This window comes from Inquilinus sp. 2KB_23, assembly GCF_052115705.1.
In the GTDB taxonomy this organism is placed as follows: domain Bacteria; phylum Pseudomonadota; class Alphaproteobacteria; order DSM-16000; family Inquilinaceae; genus Inquilinus; species Inquilinus ginsengisoli_A.
Window position 1 is genome coordinate 169,707 of sequence record NZ_JBFRHF010000017.1, and the last position, 15,765, is coordinate 185,471.

14 protein-coding genes and 1 pseudogene are annotated in these 15,765 nt (G+C 68.9%); 2 read left to right on the forward strand and 13 right to left on the reverse strand.

Features of this window, described 5'->3' with window-relative positions; all coding sequences use genetic code 11:
* Positions 1-75: 75 nt before the first annotated feature.
* The 11 genes from AB4112_RS21995 to AB4112_RS22045 all read right to left on the reverse strand — a co-directional run bounded on the left by AB4112_RS21995 (position 76) and on the right by AB4112_RS22045 (position 11,871).
* A complete protein-coding gene (locus AB4112_RS21995) occupies positions 76-309 on the reverse strand; it encodes a hypothetical protein (protein WP_309801823.1) in 234 nt (77 codons plus the stop codon).
* 510 nt (positions 310-819) lie between these two features.
* Positions 820-1,890 carry a DUF2252 family protein gene (locus AB4112_RS22000; protein WP_441723053.1) on the reverse strand — a complete coding sequence of 357 codons (1,071 nt, stop codon included), beginning with the start codon at positions 1,888-1,890 and terminating at the stop codon, positions 820-822.
* Positions 1,891-1,988: 98 nt separating this feature from the next.
* Entirely contained in the window at positions 1,989-2,840 is an 852-nt protein-coding gene (locus tag AB4112_RS22005; protein ID WP_309801825.1) for a hypothetical protein, read from the reverse strand.
* 381 nt (positions 2,841-3,221) lie between these two features.
* Complete coding sequence (locus AB4112_RS22010) at positions 3,222-3,431, reverse strand: formate dehydrogenase subunit delta (protein WP_309801826.1); 210 nt, start codon at positions 3,429-3,431, stop codon at positions 3,222-3,224.
* Positions 3,428-4,270, reverse strand: a complete 843-nt coding sequence (fdhD, locus tag AB4112_RS22015; RefSeq protein ID WP_441723055.1) for a formate dehydrogenase accessory sulfurtransferase FdhD — start codon at positions 4,268-4,270, stop codon at positions 3,428-3,430. Before fdhD ends, AB4112_RS22010 begins: the two co-directional genes overlap by 4 nt.
* Before the next feature lie 3 nt (positions 4,271-4,273).
* Positions 4,274-7,120 carry a formate dehydrogenase subunit alpha gene (fdhF, locus tag AB4112_RS22020; protein WP_441723057.1) on the reverse strand — a complete coding sequence of 949 codons (2,847 nt, stop codon included), beginning with the start codon at positions 7,118-7,120 and terminating at the stop codon, positions 4,274-4,276.
* 11 nt (positions 7,121-7,131) lie between these two features.
* Complete coding sequence (locus tag AB4112_RS22025; protein WP_441723059.1) at positions 7,132-8,685, reverse strand: formate dehydrogenase beta subunit; 1,554 nt, start codon at positions 8,683-8,685, stop codon at positions 7,132-7,134.
* Complete coding sequence (locus tag AB4112_RS22030) at positions 8,682-9,173, reverse strand: formate dehydrogenase subunit gamma (protein WP_309801830.1); 492 nt, start codon at positions 9,171-9,173, stop codon at positions 8,682-8,684. Before AB4112_RS22030 ends, AB4112_RS22025 begins: the two co-directional genes overlap by 4 nt.
* Before the next feature lie 229 nt (positions 9,174-9,402).
* On the reverse strand, positions 9,403-10,317 hold the full coding sequence (locus tag AB4112_RS22035) for a LysR family transcriptional regulator (protein WP_309801831.1): 915 nt from the start codon (positions 10,315-10,317) through the stop codon (positions 9,403-9,405).
* Positions 10,318-10,377: 60 nt separating this feature from the next.
* Positions 10,378-10,848, reverse strand: coding sequence for a DUF3828 domain-containing protein (locus tag AB4112_RS22040; RefSeq protein ID WP_441723061.1), 471 nt, complete (start codon positions 10,846-10,848; stop codon positions 10,378-10,380).
* A 171-nt stretch (positions 10,849-11,019) separates the two neighbouring features.
* Complete coding sequence (locus AB4112_RS22045; RefSeq protein ID WP_309801833.1) at positions 11,020-11,871, reverse strand: alpha/beta fold hydrolase; 852 nt, start codon at positions 11,869-11,871, stop codon at positions 11,020-11,022.
* Positions 11,872-12,209: 338 nt separating this feature from the next.
* Here AB4112_RS22045 and AB4112_RS22050 point away from each other — a divergent pair, with 338 nt between their 5' ends.
* Both AB4112_RS22050 and AB4112_RS22055 read left to right on the forward strand, forming a co-directional pair.
* Entirely contained in the window at positions 12,210-13,385 is a 1,176-nt protein-coding gene (locus tag AB4112_RS22050; RefSeq protein WP_309801834.1) for an adenylate/guanylate cyclase domain-containing protein, read from the forward strand.
* 146 nt (positions 13,386-13,531) lie between these two features.
* Positions 13,532-13,726 (forward strand): hypothetical protein, encoded by a 195-nt coding sequence (locus tag AB4112_RS22055; protein WP_309801835.1) that lies wholly within the window; start codon positions 13,532-13,534, stop codon positions 13,724-13,726.
* An 84-nt stretch (positions 13,727-13,810) separates the two neighbouring features.
* On the opposite strand, the gene oxlT is transcribed toward AB4112_RS22055, so the two are convergent.
* Both oxlT and AB4112_RS22065 read right to left on the reverse strand, forming a co-directional pair.
* Positions 13,811-15,133 carry an oxalate/formate MFS antiporter gene (oxlT, locus tag AB4112_RS22060; RefSeq protein ID WP_309801836.1) on the reverse strand — a complete coding sequence of 441 codons (1,323 nt, stop codon included), beginning with the start codon at positions 15,131-15,133 and terminating at the stop codon, positions 13,811-13,813.
* Between the two features lie 310 nt (positions 15,134-15,443).
* Positions 15,444-15,765: pseudogene (locus AB4112_RS22065) on the reverse strand (hypothetical protein); the annotation flags it as partial.

Here is a 15,765-nt window from a genome sequence, read left to right on the forward strand (position 1 = left end):
GGGGCATCGGCGCGGCAAGCGGGATTGGGGGTCCCTCGCCCGACCCCCAATCCCGCTTGCCGATCGCGATGGACCTCAGAAGTTCGTGGTCTTCTGGGTCTGGCCCGGCCGCAGGACCTGGCCGGCGGGGGCGCTGTAGCGGTGGCTCACCGCATTGGGATAGTTCCCCGTCTGGGCCTGGGCCCAGGAGGTCGGGAAGGTGTTGTGCTCCGGGATGTGGAACCGGGTCGACGCCGAGGCCGCGCCGGCACCGATGGTGAGGACGACGGCGGCGGCCACGGCCGACAGCAGGGTGTTCTTGGCAGACATTGGAATGCTCCTAGTCGGTTGAGCGGCCGATGGGGTGCTGGGCGGTGCGATCGCCCCGCCTGCCTGCCTGTTCGGCCCCCCATATCGCAGGTCCCACACGCTTGGCGTCGAGGCTTGCAGTCCCGTCGCCGTGTTTCGCTGCATCGCACTATGTCGGCAGGCGCTGGGTCCGGTTCACCCCCGTCACCAGACCAAAACGGCATGGCTGGCCTCCGGAGAGCGCAACCTGCGTCCTCCCGCCACACCGAATCGTGAAATAAAAGAAGGCCGGCCCGGTTGCGGCGCGGGCCGGCCTGAAGTGGAGCAATGGAGTCAGTCCGGCGAAGCATTTCGCCGGCCACCCCGACCGAAGTCGGGGCGACAATCAAAAGTGTCGGTGATCGGCAGGAGTCCCAACACTCCCATATGGGGGGGCGATGGCGGATTCAGCCCGCGTCGATCACCGCCGGGGCCTGCCTCGACGCTGGCGCCGGCAGGGAGCGAGGCCGTCACGGCAGGGCCTCTTCACCGTCAGCGCCGGGCGCGCCAGGCGACGCGGTCCTGGCGGGTGGCCTCGGCGACCCGCCAGACCGCGTCGCGCAGCCAGGCCGGCTTGCGGCTTTCGAGATCGGCGGCGATCGCGCGGGCGCGGGAGCGGCGGGCGGAATGCAGGTTGGCGAGCTCGACCCCCATGGCGGACAGCAGCCGTCGAACCAGGCCGAGGTCGCCAAGTTCCGGGACATCCAGCTTGCGGCTGTTCGGCGCCAGGCGGCGGACGATGATGCCTTTCCTGACCTTGAGCCAGGGGTCGGGCACACGGTACTTGCCGGAGGTGAGTTCGGCAAAGCGGCTCTTGCGGTCGCCGCCCTGGATCAGCGACCAGGCCGAGGGCAGCAGCGCCTTGGCCTCGCGCGCCGCCGGGCCGCCGCGCCAATCGGTGATGGCGACCCAGCGCGGCCGGCCGAGGCTGCCGACCCCCGCGGCCCGGCGCGCCATGACCAGGGCCAGATCCGGCTCCGGCATCGCCGCTGCCAGGGCCTCGCGGTAGCCGCGCGGCGGGGCCGCCCGCGGTAGCTGCTCCAGCCTGGCCCAGAACTCCCCGCGCCGCTCGTCGGTCGCCGACACCAGGTCGCGCAGCCACAGGTGATGCCGCTCCAGCACGAAGGCGCCCGGCGTCCTCAGGCCCTCGACATACCCGCCCAGCACCGCGGCGCAGATCTCGTCGGCCGAGATCGAGCGGTCGCGGCCACGCCACAGCAGCGCGCTGGTGGCGAGGCGGACGAGGTCGAAGGCATAGGGCGTCTCCGCCGCCTCGTCGAAATCGTTCACGCCCCAGACCAGACGCCCCTCGGCGTCGCGCCACAGCCCGAAATTGCCGATATGGGCGTCACCCACCGCGGCCACGCGCGGAGCGTCCATCAGGTCGGGGCACAGCTCGTGCACGGTCTCGGTCCAGCGGAAGCAGGTGGCGCGCAGGAAGAGGAAATCGCTCTCCTCCATCCTGCGGTGCTTGCGGTCGATGTCGGCCTGCACCAGCTGGCGGCCCAGCTGCTCGCCGAGCCAGACCTCATAGCGTTTGACCGACGCGGTGATGGACCCCATTCAGACCCCGGCGCTGACCCGGCGGCCATCATAGTCCGGCGCGGCCCAGCGTCCACCCGGATGCGGGCGGGGCGGCGGTCGTTCGGAGCGCGGGGCGGCTACATCAGCGCGATCTTGTCTCCCAGGGCCAGCCAGCCGCCGGGTTCGCCGACGATGGCGGAGACATCATAGGCCCCGAAGACGGCCGTGATGCCGCGCCGGGTGAACAGCTCCTGGAAGATTTTCGAGGCGGTGCCGGCCGCCGTGTCGAGCTTCTTGCCGCCCATCTGCAGGAATGAACCGCTGCCGCCGCCATACTGCTCCCGGTAGGCGGACCAGTGGATTTCGACGGCGGCGGCGTAGCACATCGCCGCCGTCTTGTGCTTGATCGGCAGCTTCATGATCGTCGAGACGATCTTGAGCACCGGCCCGGCCACCGGCACCATCGACCCTGGGATCGCGGAAGACGCGGTCTCCAGGGCGCGGGTCCCGAGCTTGGCCGACTTCATCGCCATGATGACCTTACACCAGTCCGAGACGACGGGATTCATCGACGCCTTGGCGATCGATCCGATATTCGCCAGATGGGCGCCGGTCGAGCCCAGGGAACTGCCGTGCCGCGCAATGCCCGGAGCGTTGACCACGGTGACGGCGGTGGCGGCCCCGCCAGCGGCGCTGACGACCGTGCCGCCGATGCTCTTCCACGCCCGCGACTTCAGATAGGCCGCGGTCACCGGGCTCGGCGCGTTGCCGAGGCCGGCGGCGGCGAAGCGGGGGTTGGGCTTGATCGAGCTCTTCTTGTCCAGCTGCTGCCCGCCCTTGAGGACGGCCTCGCCGCCCTGCCGGATCTGATTGGCGTGGAACTGGGTTCCCGTGGCCGCATCGACCGAAGCGGCGATGACCTCCAGGGCCGCCCAGGCCGCGTCCTGCCAGGTGGCGGCGCCCTGCCCTTGCACCTCGCTTTTACTCATTGGCACCCCCGGTAGGAAATATACGGATCATCGAAAGCATTGCGTCATATTTAGTAAGATCCATCATCAATCGGAAATATTATGTTGTTAATTATTTGTTGCGTTCGGCAATTTAAATGAATTTGTTGGGAGAGTTACAATTGAAACTCAAAGTATTACAGATGTGATATTGCCCCCGCTTCGCGGGCACCCCGATCTGCCGACGCAATCCGACACCGATGCCCGTCGGCCGACGTCATGGCACAGGAGTGGGAACGGCCGGACGCGACCGAACGGCCCGTGGCGCTACCACGGGTCCGGGTCGCTTCGACCGGCATCATGAGAGGGAGGGAGCGCGCGGTCCGATCGGGAGACGGCCTGCGCCGTCGAAGGCCTGCGGCGTCAGCGCGGCAGGGTCTCGATCGCCTCGACCACCAGCGGGTGCAGGGAAGCGTCCTTGGCCGCGACGTGGCCGCGGATCTGCTCCTTCATCCGCGGCTCCCAGAAATCCTTGATGTGCTTGCGCACCCCGGCCACCGCCTCCTCCTGCGGGTAGGAGGCGAAGAAGATGGCGATCTGGTTCGCCATGCGGATGATCTTGTCCGAGCTCATGCCGCCTCGACCTTGGCTGGAAGCAATGGGGAGAAATCGGTGTAGGCGGTCATGCCGTCGCCGCGGGCGAAGGCCACCAGGGTGACGCCCGCCGCCCGAGCTGTGTCGATCGCCAGCGTGGTCGGCGCCGAGATCGCGACCAGCAGCGGGATGCCCGCGGCGGCCGTCTTCTGTACCATCTCGAAGCTGCAGCGGCTGGTGATCAGGCAGAAGCCCTGGCCGCCGTCGATCCCGCCCCGCGCCAGCGCGCCGACCAGCTTGTCGAGCGCGTTGTGGCGGCCGACATCCTCGCGCACCAGCCTGATCCGGCCTCGGGCGTCGACCCAGGCCGCGGCGTGCACCGCGCCGGTGCGACTGCGCACGTCCTGGAACCGGTCGAGATCGGCCAGTGCCTTGCGGATCGCCGCCCGCTCCACCGTGATCGGCTTCGGGTTCTGCCGCTTGCGGCCGTGCAGGGTGTCGAGGTCGCTGGTGCCGCAGATGCCGCAGCCGGTGCGGCCGGTGATGTTCCGCACCTTCTGCAGCATCTGGGCGAAATGCTCGCCGCGCAGCGCCATCCGCACCTCGATGCCGCGCTCGTCATCGGCCGCGACCTCCTGCACCGTCAGGTCGGCCGGCGTGTCGGCGAGGCCTTCGGTCAGGCTGAAGCCGAGGGCAAAATCCTCGAGATCCGCCGGCGACGCCATCATCACGGCATAGGAGATGCCGTTGTAGACCAGCGCCACCGGCACCTCGGCGGCCACGGCCTCTTGCACCGCCGTGACCCGGTCGTCATGGGTCAGACGCCGCGCCGGCAGCCGCAGATCGGTCGCCGGAAGATCGGTGGGGGGGAGAGCCATGCCCTACTCCGCCGCGTCGCGCGGGCGTTCGATCTGGATCGTCTTCTCGCGCATCTCATGATAGCCGACCTGCCAGTCGGACAAATGGTTGACGCGCCGCACCTGCACCGCCGTCACCTTGTATTCCGGGCAGTTGGTGGCCCAGTCGGAATAGTCGGTGGTGACCACGTTGGCGCCGGTCTCGGCATGGTGGAAGGTGGTATAGACGACACCCGGCTGCATCCGGTCGGAGATCCTGGCCCGCAGGCTGATCTCGCCCGACCGACTGTGCAGCGCCACCCATTCGCCGTCGCGGATGCCGCGGTTCTCGGCGTCGGACGGGTGGATCTCCAGCAGGTCCTCGTCATGCCAGGCGATATTGTCCGTGCGCCGGGTCTGGGCTCCGACATTGTACTGGCTGAGGATGCGCCCGGTGGTCAGCACCAGCGGGAAGCGCGGCCCCGTGCGCTCGTCGGTCGGCACGAACTCGGTGATCATGAACCGGCCCTGGCCGCGGACGAAACGGTCGATGTGCATGATAGGGGTGCCTTCCGGCGCCGCGTCGTTGCACGGCCACTGCACCGAACCCAGCTCCTCCAGCCGCTGGTAGGACACGTTCTTGAAGGTCGGGGTGGTGCGGGCGATCTCGTCCATGATCTCGCTCGGATGGGTGTAGCCCATCTTGTAGCCCAGCGCCTCGGACAGCATCATCGTCACCTGCCAGTCGGCATAGCCGGCCTTGGGCGGGATGGCGCGCCGGACGCGGCTGATCCGCCGCTCGGCATTGGTGAAGGTGCCGTCCTTCTCGAGGAAGGAGGAGCCGGGCAGGAAGACATGGGCGTAGCTGGCGGTTTCGTTCAGGAACAGGTCCTGGACGATGACGCATTCCATCGCCGCCAGGCCGGCCGTGACGTGCTTCACGTCGGGGTCGGACTGGGCGATGTCCTCGCCCTGGATGTAGATGCCCTTGTAGGTGCCCTCGACCGCGGCATCGAGCATGTTCGGGATGCGCAGGCCGGGCTCGGCCGAGAGCGGCACGCCCCACATGGCCTCGAACAGCTGCCGGGTGTTCGTGTCGGAGACATGGCGGTAGCCGGTGAACTCATGCGGGAAGGAGCCCATGTCGCAGGCGCCCTGCACGTTGTTCTGGCCGCGCAGCGGGTTCACGCCGACGCCGCGCCGGCCGATGTTGCCGGTCAGCATGGCGAGGTTGGCCATGCCCATGACCATGGTCGAGCCCTGGCTGTGCTCGGTGACGCCGAGGCCGTAATAGATCGCCGCGCGGCCGCCGGTGGCGTAGAGCCGCGCCGCCCCCCGCACCTCGGCCGCCGGCACGCCGGTCAGGCTCTCCACCGCCTCCGGCGAATGGCGCGGATCGGCGATGAAGGCGGCCCAGCGCGAGAACTCCGGGAGATCGCAGCGCTCGCGGATGTAGTCGTCCGCGGCCAGCCCCTCGGTCACGATCACATGCGCCATGGCGTTGACGATGGCGACATTGGTGCCGGGCTTGAGCGGCAGGTGGTGGTCGGCCTTGATATGAGCCGACTTCACCAGGTCGATGCGGCGCGGATCGGCCACGATCAGCCGGGCGCCCTGGCGCAGCCGGCGCTTCATCCGGCTGGCGAACACCGGGTGGGCGTCGGTCGGGTTGGCGCCGATCACCATGATCACGTCGGTCTCGTCGACGCTGTCGAAATCCTGGGTGCCGGCCGAGGTGCCGAAGGTCTGGCCGAGGCCGTAGCCGGTGGGCGAGTGGCAGACCCGGGCGCAGGTGTCGACATTGTTGTTGCCGAAGCCGGCGCGGATCATCTTCTGGACGAGGAAGGTCTCCTCGTTGGTGCAGCGCGACGAGGTGATGCCGCCGATCGAATCCCGGCCGTAGGTCGCCTGGATCCGCTTCAGCTCCGACGCGGCATACGCGATCGCCTCCTCCCACGACACTTCGCGCCACGGGTCGGTGATCTGCTTGCGGATCATCGGCTTGGTGATGCGGTCCTTGTGGGTGGCGTAGCCCCAGGCGAAGCGGCCCTTGACGCAGCTGTGGCCGTGGTTGGCCTTGCCGTCCTTGTACGGCGTCATCCGCACCACCTCGGTGCCCTGCATCTCGGCGGTGAAGGCGCAGCCGACGCCGCAATAGGCGCAGGTGGTCACCACCGAATGCTCGGGCTGGCCAGCCTCGATGATGGTGTTCTCGATCAGGGTCGCGGTCGGGCAGGCCTGGACGCAGGCGCCGCAGGAGACGCATTCGCTCTCCTTGAAGCCGTCGTCCTGGCCGGCCGAGACGAAGGAGGCGAAGCCGCGCCCGTCGATGGTCAGGGCGAAGGTGCCCTGCACCTCCTCGCACGCCCGGACGCAGCGCGAGCAGACGATGCACTTGGTCGGGTCGAAGGTGAAATAGGGGTTCGAGGTGTCCTTCTCGCCGACCAGGTGGTTGGCGCCGTCATAGCCATAGCGGACCTCGCGCAGGCCGACCACGCCCGCCATGTCCTGCAGCTCGCAATCGCCGTTGGCGCCGCAGGTCAGGCAGTCCAGCGGGTGGTCGGAGATATAGAGTTCCATGACGTTGCGGCGCAGCTTCGCCAGCTTCGGCGTCTGGGTCCACACCTTCATGCCCGGCTCGACCGGGGTGGTGCAGGAGGCGGGGGTGCCGCGCCGCCCCTCGATCTCGACGACGCACAGCCGGCAGGAGCCGAACGGCTCCAGGCTGTCGGTCGCGCACAGCTTCGGGATCGCGGTCTCGGCCTCCGCCGCCGCCCGCATCACCGAGGTGCCGGCGGGCACGGTCACGATCTGGCCGTCGATCTCGAGGGTCACCAGGGTCGGCGAGAGCCGGGCCGGGGTGCCGAAATCCTGTTCCGTCACGAGCGCCATGGGAGCGTTCCTTATTCCGCAGCCTGCGCCGGAGCCGGCGCGCGGTCGAAATCATCGGGGAAATGGGTCAGGGCGCTGAGCACCGGGTACGGGGTGAGGCCGCCGAGGGCGCAGAGCGACCCGTCCAGCATGGTCTCGCAGAGGTCTTCCAGCAGCGTCACGTTCCGCCCGACATCGCGGCCGGCGATGATCTTGTCGATGGTCTCGACGCCGCGGGTCGAGCCGATGCGGCACGGGGTGCATTTGCCGCAGCTCTCGATCGCGCAGAACTCCATGGCGAAGCGGGCCTGGACCGCAAGGTCGACGCGGTCGTCGAACACCACCACCCCGCCATGGCCGAGCATGCCCTTCTTCGCCGCCATGGATTCATAGTCGAGCGGGGTGTCCAGCAGCTCGTCCGGGAAATAGGCGCCGAGCGGGCCGCCGACCTGGACGGCGCGGAACGGCCGGCCGCTGGCGGTGCCGCCGCCGAAATCCTCGATCAGCTGGCGCAGGGTCAGGCCGAAGGCGACCTCGATCAGCCCGCCGCGCTTGACGTTGCCGGCCAGCTGCAGCGGCTGGGTGCCGCGCGACCGGCCGGTGCCGTATTCCGCGTAGAAGGCGGCGCCCTTGTCGAGGACGATCGGCACGGTGGTCAGCGACAGCACGTTGTTGATCACGGTCGGACGGCCGAACAGGCCCTTCAGCGCCGGCAGGGGCGGCTTAGGCCGGACCATGCCGCGGCGGCCCTCGAGGCTTTCCAGCAGCGACGTCTCCTCGCCGCAGATATAGGCGCCGGCCCCGACCCGGACCTCGAGGTCGAAGCGCTTGCCGCTGCCCAGCACGCTGGGGCCGAGCACGCGGCGCTGATAGGCGATGTCGATCGCCGCGTTCATCGCCGCGATCGCTGCTGGGTATTCCGAGCGGATGTAGATGAAGCCCTTGGTCGCCTCGGTGGCGATGCCGGCGATGATCATGCCCTCGACCAGCAGGAAGGGGTCGCCCTCCATGATCATGCGGTCGGCGAAGGTGCCGCTGTCGCCCTCGTCGGCGTTGCAGACGATGTATTTGCGGTCGGCCTGGGCCTGCAGCACGGTGCGCCACTTGATCCCGGTCGGGAACCCGGCGCCGCCGCGGCCGCGCAGGCCGGAAGCGGTGACCGCCTCGACGATCGCCGCCGGCTCCATCGCCAGGGCGTTGCGCAGGCCCTTCAGCCCGTCATGCGCCTCGTAGTCGTCCAGCGACAGCGGGTCGGTGATGCCGCAGCGGGCGAAGGTCAGGCGCTGCTGCTTGGCGAGATAGGGCATTTCCTCCGGCCGGCCGTGGCGCAGCGCATGCGCGCCGCCCTCGGCAAATCCGGCCTCGAACAGCCCCGGCACGTCCTCGGCCTCGACCGGGCCGTAGCCGATGCGCCCTTCCGGCGTCTCGACCTCGACGAAGGGCTCCAGCCACAGCAGGCCGCGCGAGCCGTTGCGGATGATCTGGACCTCGACGCCGCGCGATGCGGCCTCGGCCGCGATCGCCCGGGCGACATCGTCGGCGCCGACCGAGAGGGCGGCGGCGTCGCGGGGAACGAAGACCTTCATCGTGCGGCCTCCCCCCAGCTTTCCATCGTGTCGACCAGACGGTCCAGCCGCTTGGCGTCGATCCGCCCGACCAGCTCGCCATCGGCCATCGCCGCCGGGGCGCAGGCGCAGTTGCCGAGGCAGTAGACCGGCTCGACCGTGATGCGGCCGTCGGCGGTGGTCTCGTGCAGGCCGATGTCGAGGCGGCGGCGCAGCTGGTCGACCAGATCGCGCGCGCCCATCGACTGGCAGGCCTCGGCCTGGCACAGCTTCAGCACATGCCGCCCGGCCGGCTCGGCCCGGAAATCATGGTAGAAGGTGATGACGCCGTGCACTTCGGCACGGGAGATGTTCAGCGCGTCGGCCAGCAGCGGCACCGCCGCGCGCGGCACATGGCCGAAGATCGACTGCAGGTCGTGCAGCATGGGCAGCAACGGCCCTTCGGTCGCACCGTGCGATGCGATCACATCACGCGCCAGATCGGCGTCCCAGCCCCGGCTCTCGGGCATTCGTCCCACTCCCTTTGCGGGTTCGTTGGACCCGGCGACGTGCCGCGGCTCGACGGTGTCGAACCATGGCGGGCCGAGTTGCGGACCTTTCCAGCACCCTGGTTTCGGTCCGCGCGGCCCTGCCGCCCATACACTCTGTGGCCAACGATGGACGTTCTTGTATACGGCATTCAAATTCAAACGCCGGATGAATTGATAAACAACGCTTATCAAGCGAACCGCCTCGTCCTCACGCCAATGGCGTGGCCTGCAGCTCGGCGTCGAGATCCAGCTCGCGGGCGGTGTCGAACAGGCCGCGGGCCAGGGGCGAGGCCGGGTCGCGGTCGGCCATGACAAGGCCGATAGTGCGGGTCGCCGCCGGGTCGACCAGGCGCAGCGCACGGGTGCCGGCCGGCACGCCGAACAGGTGCAGCAGCGCCCGCGGCATGACGCTGGACCAGGGGCCGGAGCGGACGTGCGAGCACAGGTTGATGATGCTGTCGGTCTCCACCGCCGCCCGCGGCGTGTGGCCCACCGAACGGAAGATGCCGTCGATGATCCGCCGGTTCTGCATCGTCGGGGTCAGCAGGCACAGCGGCAGCGCCGCCGCCTCGGCCCAGCTGATGGTGCGGCGCGATCCCGTGGCCTGGTCCGCCGGCATCAGCAGGATGTAATCCTCCTGGTACAGCGGCAGGCTGCGGACATGGCGCAGCGGTTCGTTGTCGAGATAGGTGACGCCGACATCGATCTCGAAGTTCTCCAGCCCCGCCTCGATCTGGATCGAGGTCTGCGACAGCACCGAGACGGTGACCATGGGGTGGGACCGGACGAAGGGCCCGGTGATCTGCGATACGATCGGCAGGGCCGAGGGCACGGCGCCGATGCGCAGCCGGCCGGCCAGCCCCTGCTGCAGCATCGCCAGCTCCTGCGCCAGGCCGTCGCGGTCGGCCAGGATCTTCTTGGCCCAGTCGAGCACGCAGGCACCCTCGCGGGTAAAGCCCTGGAAGCGGTGGCCGCGCTCGACGATCGGGACCTGCAGCTCCTCCTCCAGCTGGCGCAGCGCGGTCGAGAGCGCCGGCTGCGACACGTGGCAGGATTCGGCCGCCCGGGCGAAGTGCTTCTCGCGGGCCAGGGCGACGAGGTATTCGAGCTGGCGGATGACCACCGCGCGGCCTCCGGTTGATAAGGGCCCTTTATCGTACCCTGCCGCGCCGGTGACCCGCAGCTATTTTGCCGTCAGCAGCCCGTGCAGCGTGCCGTCGGGCCAATGCACGTCACCGATCCGCCAGCCCTGGGCGGTGTGGACGAGGTCGACCGTGATCGTGACCGGCACGTCGAAGTTCTTGTAGGCGACGGTGCCCACGGCCCGGTCGGCGCCAGCCTCGGCCACCGAGACGTGGAGGTCCTTGATCTCCCACTCCTGGGCGCCGACGAACGGGTCGCCGTCGAGCGTCGGCGGCTCGTCGCGCGTGGCCGCCGCCTTGCGGTCCTCGATCATCAGGGTCGCCAGGGACGGCTCGAAGTAGCGGCGGATGTCGGCGTCGCTGTCGAGCGGCAGGCCGGTCATCCCGACCTTGCCGGGATAGTGCCGGTAGATCGCCATCAGGAAGGCCTGCGCGGAACCGTCCGCTGCCTGGGCACCGCCACCGCCAAAGACCAAAAGCAACAGGCACAGCAGGATGCGCGGTCCGGTCATCGGGGGATCTCCTGGGGAAGCCGGGCGCCGGGAGCACTATGATGCATCGCCGGCCGATCTCCCGACGGCTACGCCATGAAAGTGGCGGCATTCCGGCGACCGGCGCAACGATACCCGAAAGGGAGGCGAGCCACCGCTCGCCCCCTCCCCGAGCCGGCCCTGCGTCGCCGGTCAGATCCCCTGGCGCCCCAGGAAGTCGCGCATCAGGGCCGCGATCTCGGCGTGATGGGTCTCGAGCGCGAAATGGCCGGCGTCGAGCAGGTGCACCTCCGCCTTCGGCAGGTCGCGCTTGTAGGCCTCGGCCCCCGGCGGGATGAAGAACGCGTCGTTCTTGCCCCAGGCGGCGAGCAGCGGCGGCTGCCGGTCGCGGAAATACTGCTGGAAGGCCGGATACAGCGCCACATTGGTGCGGTAGCTCAGGATCAGGTCGAGCTGGACCTCCTCGGCCTCCGGCCGCCGCATGTAGTGCATGTCGAGGGCTGCACCGTCGGGCGAGACCCGCCCGGCGGGCGCCCCGTGCTGGTGCTGGAAGCGGATCGCGTCATCCGACAGCGAGGCCCGGCAGGTCTCGCGGTTCTCCGGCGTCGGGTTCCGCCAATAGGCCTGCCATGGCTCCCATTCCTGACTCAGACCTTCGACATAGGCGTTGCCGTTCTGGGTGACGATCGCCGTGACCCGCTCGGGGTAGCGCATCGCCAGCCGCAGCCCGGTCGGGGCGCCGTAGTCGAAGATGTAGAGGGCATAGCGCTTCAGCCCCAGCGCGTCGACGAAGCCGGCCATGACCTCGGCCAGCGTGTCGAAGCTGTACTCGAAGGCCGCGCGCGGCGGGGCGATGGTGTTGCCGAAGCCGGGCAGGTCCGGCGCGATGACGCGGTAACGGTCGGCCAGCGCCGGGATCAGGTCGCGGAACATGTGGCCGGCGGTGGGAAAGCCGTGCAACAGCAGCAGCACCGGCGCATCCGCCGGCCCGGCCTCGCGGTAGAACACCTCGACGTCTCCGACCTTCTGCGTGGCGTAGGTCACGGGCGCCCCCGTGGCTGAAGGGGTGGCGGCAGAGAGTGGCCTTGTCCTCGCAAGGGCAGACAGCACCGCGGCGCCGGAGCCGATCGCGCCGAGTGCGAAACGCCGGCTTCGGCGCGGGGTGGTTTCAGGAATCGTCATGGCTAGGCTTCCTCTGGGTCGACTGCGCCTGACATAGGGACCGCTGACGACTGGAATAATGATCGGCCTCTGTAAGATCCGATTTCAGAAACTGGAATAATGGTCCGATGGATACCCACCCCTGCCCTGTCTCGATTGACGATGGCCGCCGTCCCGGTCGCGCTCTTATAGTCGCCCATGCTTCCGCGCCCGTGCCCGCCATGACCGATCCCAAGCCAGCCCCCCACCCCGCCCCAGGCCTGCCCGAGCTGATCGAATGGCTGTCGGGCGACGAAAGCCACGACGCCGATGACGCCGACATGCTGGCCGGGCTCGGCCGCCGGCTGCGCGCGCTAGGGGTGCCGATCGACCGGCTGAGCCTGCATCTGCGCACACTGCACCCGCAGATCCTGGCCCGCACCGCCGCGTGGACCGAGGGCGAGCCGGTGGAGCTGCGCGACCGCGACATCTCGATCGAGCTCCTGCCCTACTTCGCCACCAACCCCATCCGGCGGGCCACCGAGGCCCGGGCCTGGCTGTCGCTGCGCACGCCGGAGGAGATGGCCGGGATGGAGGATCTGGATTTCTTCCGGGGCCGCGGCCTGGTCGCCGCCATCGTCGCGCCGCTGGTGATGGGCCAGGGCCCGACCAGCGCCGTGGCCTTCGCCACCCGGCGACCGTCGGGGTTCACGCCGGCCGACCGGGCGGCGTTCGAGCGCATCCTGCCGGCGCTGCGCAGCGCCTGCGAGGTCCGCGTGCTGCGCCGGGGCGAGGCGACGCTGCTCGACACCTATGTCGGCCCGATCACCGGCCGGCGCATCCTGGCCGGGCACATCCGGCGCGGCGACGTCGAGACGCTGGAGGCCGCGCTGCTGCTGTGCGACCTGCGCGACTTCACCGTGCTGTCGAACCGGCTGCCCGCGTCCCAGATGGTCGACCGGCTCAACCTCTATTTCGACCAGGTGGTGCCGACCATCACTGCGCATGGCGGCGAGATCCTGAAGTTCATGGGCGATGCCGTGCTGGCCTTCTTCCACCATGAGGACGGGCCGGCCGCCGGCTGCGCCGCGGCCTTCGACGCCGCCCATGACGCGCTGGCCAGCATCGCCGCGGTGTCGCAGGCCGGCACCCCGCTCAGCGCCGGCGTCGCGCTGCACCATGGCGAGGTCGCCTACGGCAACATCGGGTCGGGCGGCCGGCTGGACTTCACCGTGATCGGCCGCGACGTCAACCTGGTCAGCCGGATTCAGACCGTCTGCGCCACCACCGGCCACCCGCTGCTGATGTCGCCGCGGTTCACGGCGCTGCTCGGTCGTCGGGGCAGCCGCTCCATCGGCCAGCACCCGCTGAAAGGCTTCGCCGAACCGATGGAACTGTTCGGCTGGCATCAGGCATGAACCGTCGGCATGGCTGGCGCGGCCCGCCACGGTCGAGCCATGCGTAAATGCAAAACTGTCTTCAGTATTTTGTATACCAGTTTCCATTGCGCTCCTGCTGTTGCGCTGCCATATGTGCAGTGCAACACGAACCGAGGAGAGCAACCATGCTGACCTTTCTCGTCCTTGGCACCGGCCTGAGCTTCGTTCTGCTGGCCTATGCCACGACCCGCTTCGCCACCCCGGACGCCGGCACCACGCCGATGGCGTCCCGCCCGGACGGCCGTTTCGGCGGTGCCGCCCCTGTCGACGAGTCCGAGGCCGCCACTCCGGCCTGGGCCAGCTTCCCGCGGGCGATGTAATGCCTTGCGGACACAGAAAAGGGAGGCGAGCGAGCCCGCCTCCCTGGGGGTTATCTCAGGCACCGGGAACCTCCCGGCCCGGTTTCAGTTGGCGAGGCGTGGTTCCCCTTCGGGAGCACGATCGGCTTCCACCCGCGACTGTTCGAGCGCCCGGGCGCGCATCGGCTTGAGCACGAACAGCGCCATCACCGCCGCGATCACATTCACCAGCGCGGCGAAGATGAACACCACGTCCCAGCTGCCGAACTGGCTGACCGCGACATTGGCGAAGGGCACCACCAGCGAGGCCGTTCCCTTGGCGGTGTACAGCAGCCCGGCATTGGTGGTCGCGTAGCGCGACCCGAAGGTGTCGCCGCAGGTCGCCGGGAACAGCGAGTAGATCTCGCCCCAGGCGAAGAACACCAGCCCGGTCAGGATCACGAACAGCACCGGGTCGCGGCCGAATTCCATCAGCAGCACGATGCCGACCGCCTCGAGGAAGAAGGCGATGAACATCGTGTTCTCGCGGCCGATCTGGTCGGAGACCCAGCCGAAGAACGGCCTGGTGACCCCGTTCAGCACCCGGTCGATCGACAGAGCGAAGGTCAGGGCCGGCATGGTCAGGCCGATCAGGCTGACCGGCACGTCGCCGATCTTGAAGTCCGATGCGATCGGGGCCAATTGCGCCGTCGCGAGCAGGCCGCCGGCGGCGACCATCACGAACATCACGTACATCACCCAGAACACGGGGCTCTTCAGCATCTCCGACGGCGCGAAGTCGCGCCGGGTCTGCGCCACCTTGGCCTTGGCCAGCGGCAGCACGCCCTTGGCCGGCACCGCCAGGAAGAACGACAGCACCAGCACCACGCCGCCCTGGATCAGGCCGAAGGTCATGAAGGTCGATTCATAACCCGACGACTTGATCATCGACGCGATCGGCACGATGGTCAGGGCCGACCCGGCGCCGAAGCCGGCGGCGGTCAGGCCGGCCGCCAGGCCGCGCCGGTCCGGGAACCATTTCAGCGCCGCCCCGACGCAGGTGCCGTAGACGGCGCCGGCGCCGACGCCGCCTATCGCCGCGGCGACGTACAGCAGGGTCAGCGAATCCGCCACCGAGTTCAGCGCCCAGGCGATGGCGCAGAGCAGGCCGCCGATCAGGACCACGATTTTCGGCCCGAACTTGTCGACGAACCAGCCTTCGACCGGCACCAGCCAGGTCTCGGTGACGACGAAGATGGTGAAGGCGACCTGGATCGACGCCCGGCCCCATTGATGGGCGGCGTCGATCGGGCCGACGAAGAGGGTCCAGCCATATTGCAGATTGGCGACCATCGCCATGCAGACGATGCCGATGGCGAGCTGGAGCCAGCGCCCCCCGAGCGGCCCTTTGATGGCCGGTACCCTTTGTGCAGTGTTTTCAGTCAGCATTTCCGTCCCAGTCCTTCGCATGTCGGTTGAGGCAACCCCATGGAATCGGAGGAGAACGGCCCGTGACGGACGCCATCGTCCTCGAGAAGGGGCTTGCGGGAGTGCAGCGTTGGACCTGAAGGTCGCGGTGCTGATGTCCCTGGTGCCGATACATTGTCGGCTGCCCCTCCCCTCGGTTTATGTCTTCTTCTCTATGGAGCCGTTATCGCCGGCCCTCTGGCATACCAAATCCAGAACTTCCCATACCAAAGAACGTTTCAATCGAGGTGACAAGCCGGAATCGTGGCTGCACCGCAGCATCCGGCCAAGTTCATTCCGCCGCGCCGGCCAGATCGAGCGCCCGGTCGCCGCGCAGCACCCGGATCATGGTGCGACCGAGATCGGCGGGGGATTCGGCGACGGCGATGCCGGCGGCCTTCAGCGCCTCAATCTTGTGGTCCGCGGTGTCGTGGCCGCCGGAGATCACCGCCCCAGCATGGCCCATGCGGCGGCCCGGCGGCGCGGTGCGCCCGGCGATGAAGCCCACGACGGGCTTCTTGGTGCCGCTGGCCTTCAGGAACTCGGCGCCCATCACCTCGGCGTCGCCGCCGATCTCGCCGATCATGATGATGCCCTCGGTCTCCGGATCGCCC

Coding starts and splice junctions, on each gene's coding strand:
- AB4112_RS21995 (WP_309801823.1), bottom strand. CDS start 309: ATGTCTGCCAAGAACACCCTGCTGTCGGCCGTGGCCGCCGCCGTCGTC.
- AB4112_RS22000 (WP_441723053.1), bottom strand. CDS start 1,890: ATGGGGTCCATCACCGCGTCGGTCAAACGCTATGAGGTCTGGCTCGGC.
- AB4112_RS22005 (WP_309801825.1), bottom strand. CDS start 2,840: ATGAGTAAAAGCGAGGTGCAAGGGCAGGGCGCCGCCACCTGGCAGGAC.
- AB4112_RS22010 (WP_309801826.1), bottom strand. CDS start 3,431: ATGAGCTCGGACAAGATCATCCGCATGGCGAACCAGATCGCCATCTTC.
- fdhD (WP_441723055.1), bottom strand. CDS start 4,270: ATGGCTCTCCCCCCCACCGATCTTCCGGCGACCGATCTGCGGCTGCCG.
- fdhF (WP_441723057.1), bottom strand. CDS start 7,120: ATGGCGCTCGTGACGGAACAGGATTTCGGCACCCCGGCCCGGCTCTCG.
- AB4112_RS22025 (WP_441723059.1), bottom strand. CDS start 8,685: ATGAAGGTCTTCGTTCCCCGCGACGCCGCCGCCCTCTCGGTCGGCGCC.
- AB4112_RS22030 (WP_309801830.1), bottom strand. CDS start 9,173: ATGCCCGAGAGCCGGGGCTGGGACGCCGATCTGGCGCGTGATGTGATC.
- AB4112_RS22040 (WP_441723061.1), bottom strand. CDS start 10,848: ATGACCGGACCGCGCATCCTGCTGTGCCTGTTGCTTTTGGTCTTTGGC.
- AB4112_RS22050 (WP_309801834.1), top strand. CDS start 12,210: ATGACCGATCCCAAGCCAGCCCCCCACCCCGCCCCAGGCCTGCCCGAG.
- AB4112_RS22055 (WP_309801835.1), top strand. CDS start 13,532: ATGCTGACCTTTCTCGTCCTTGGCACCGGCCTGAGCTTCGTTCTGCTG.
- oxlT (WP_309801836.1), bottom strand. CDS start 15,133: ATGCTGACTGAAAACACTGCACAAAGGGTACCGGCCATCAAAGGGCCG.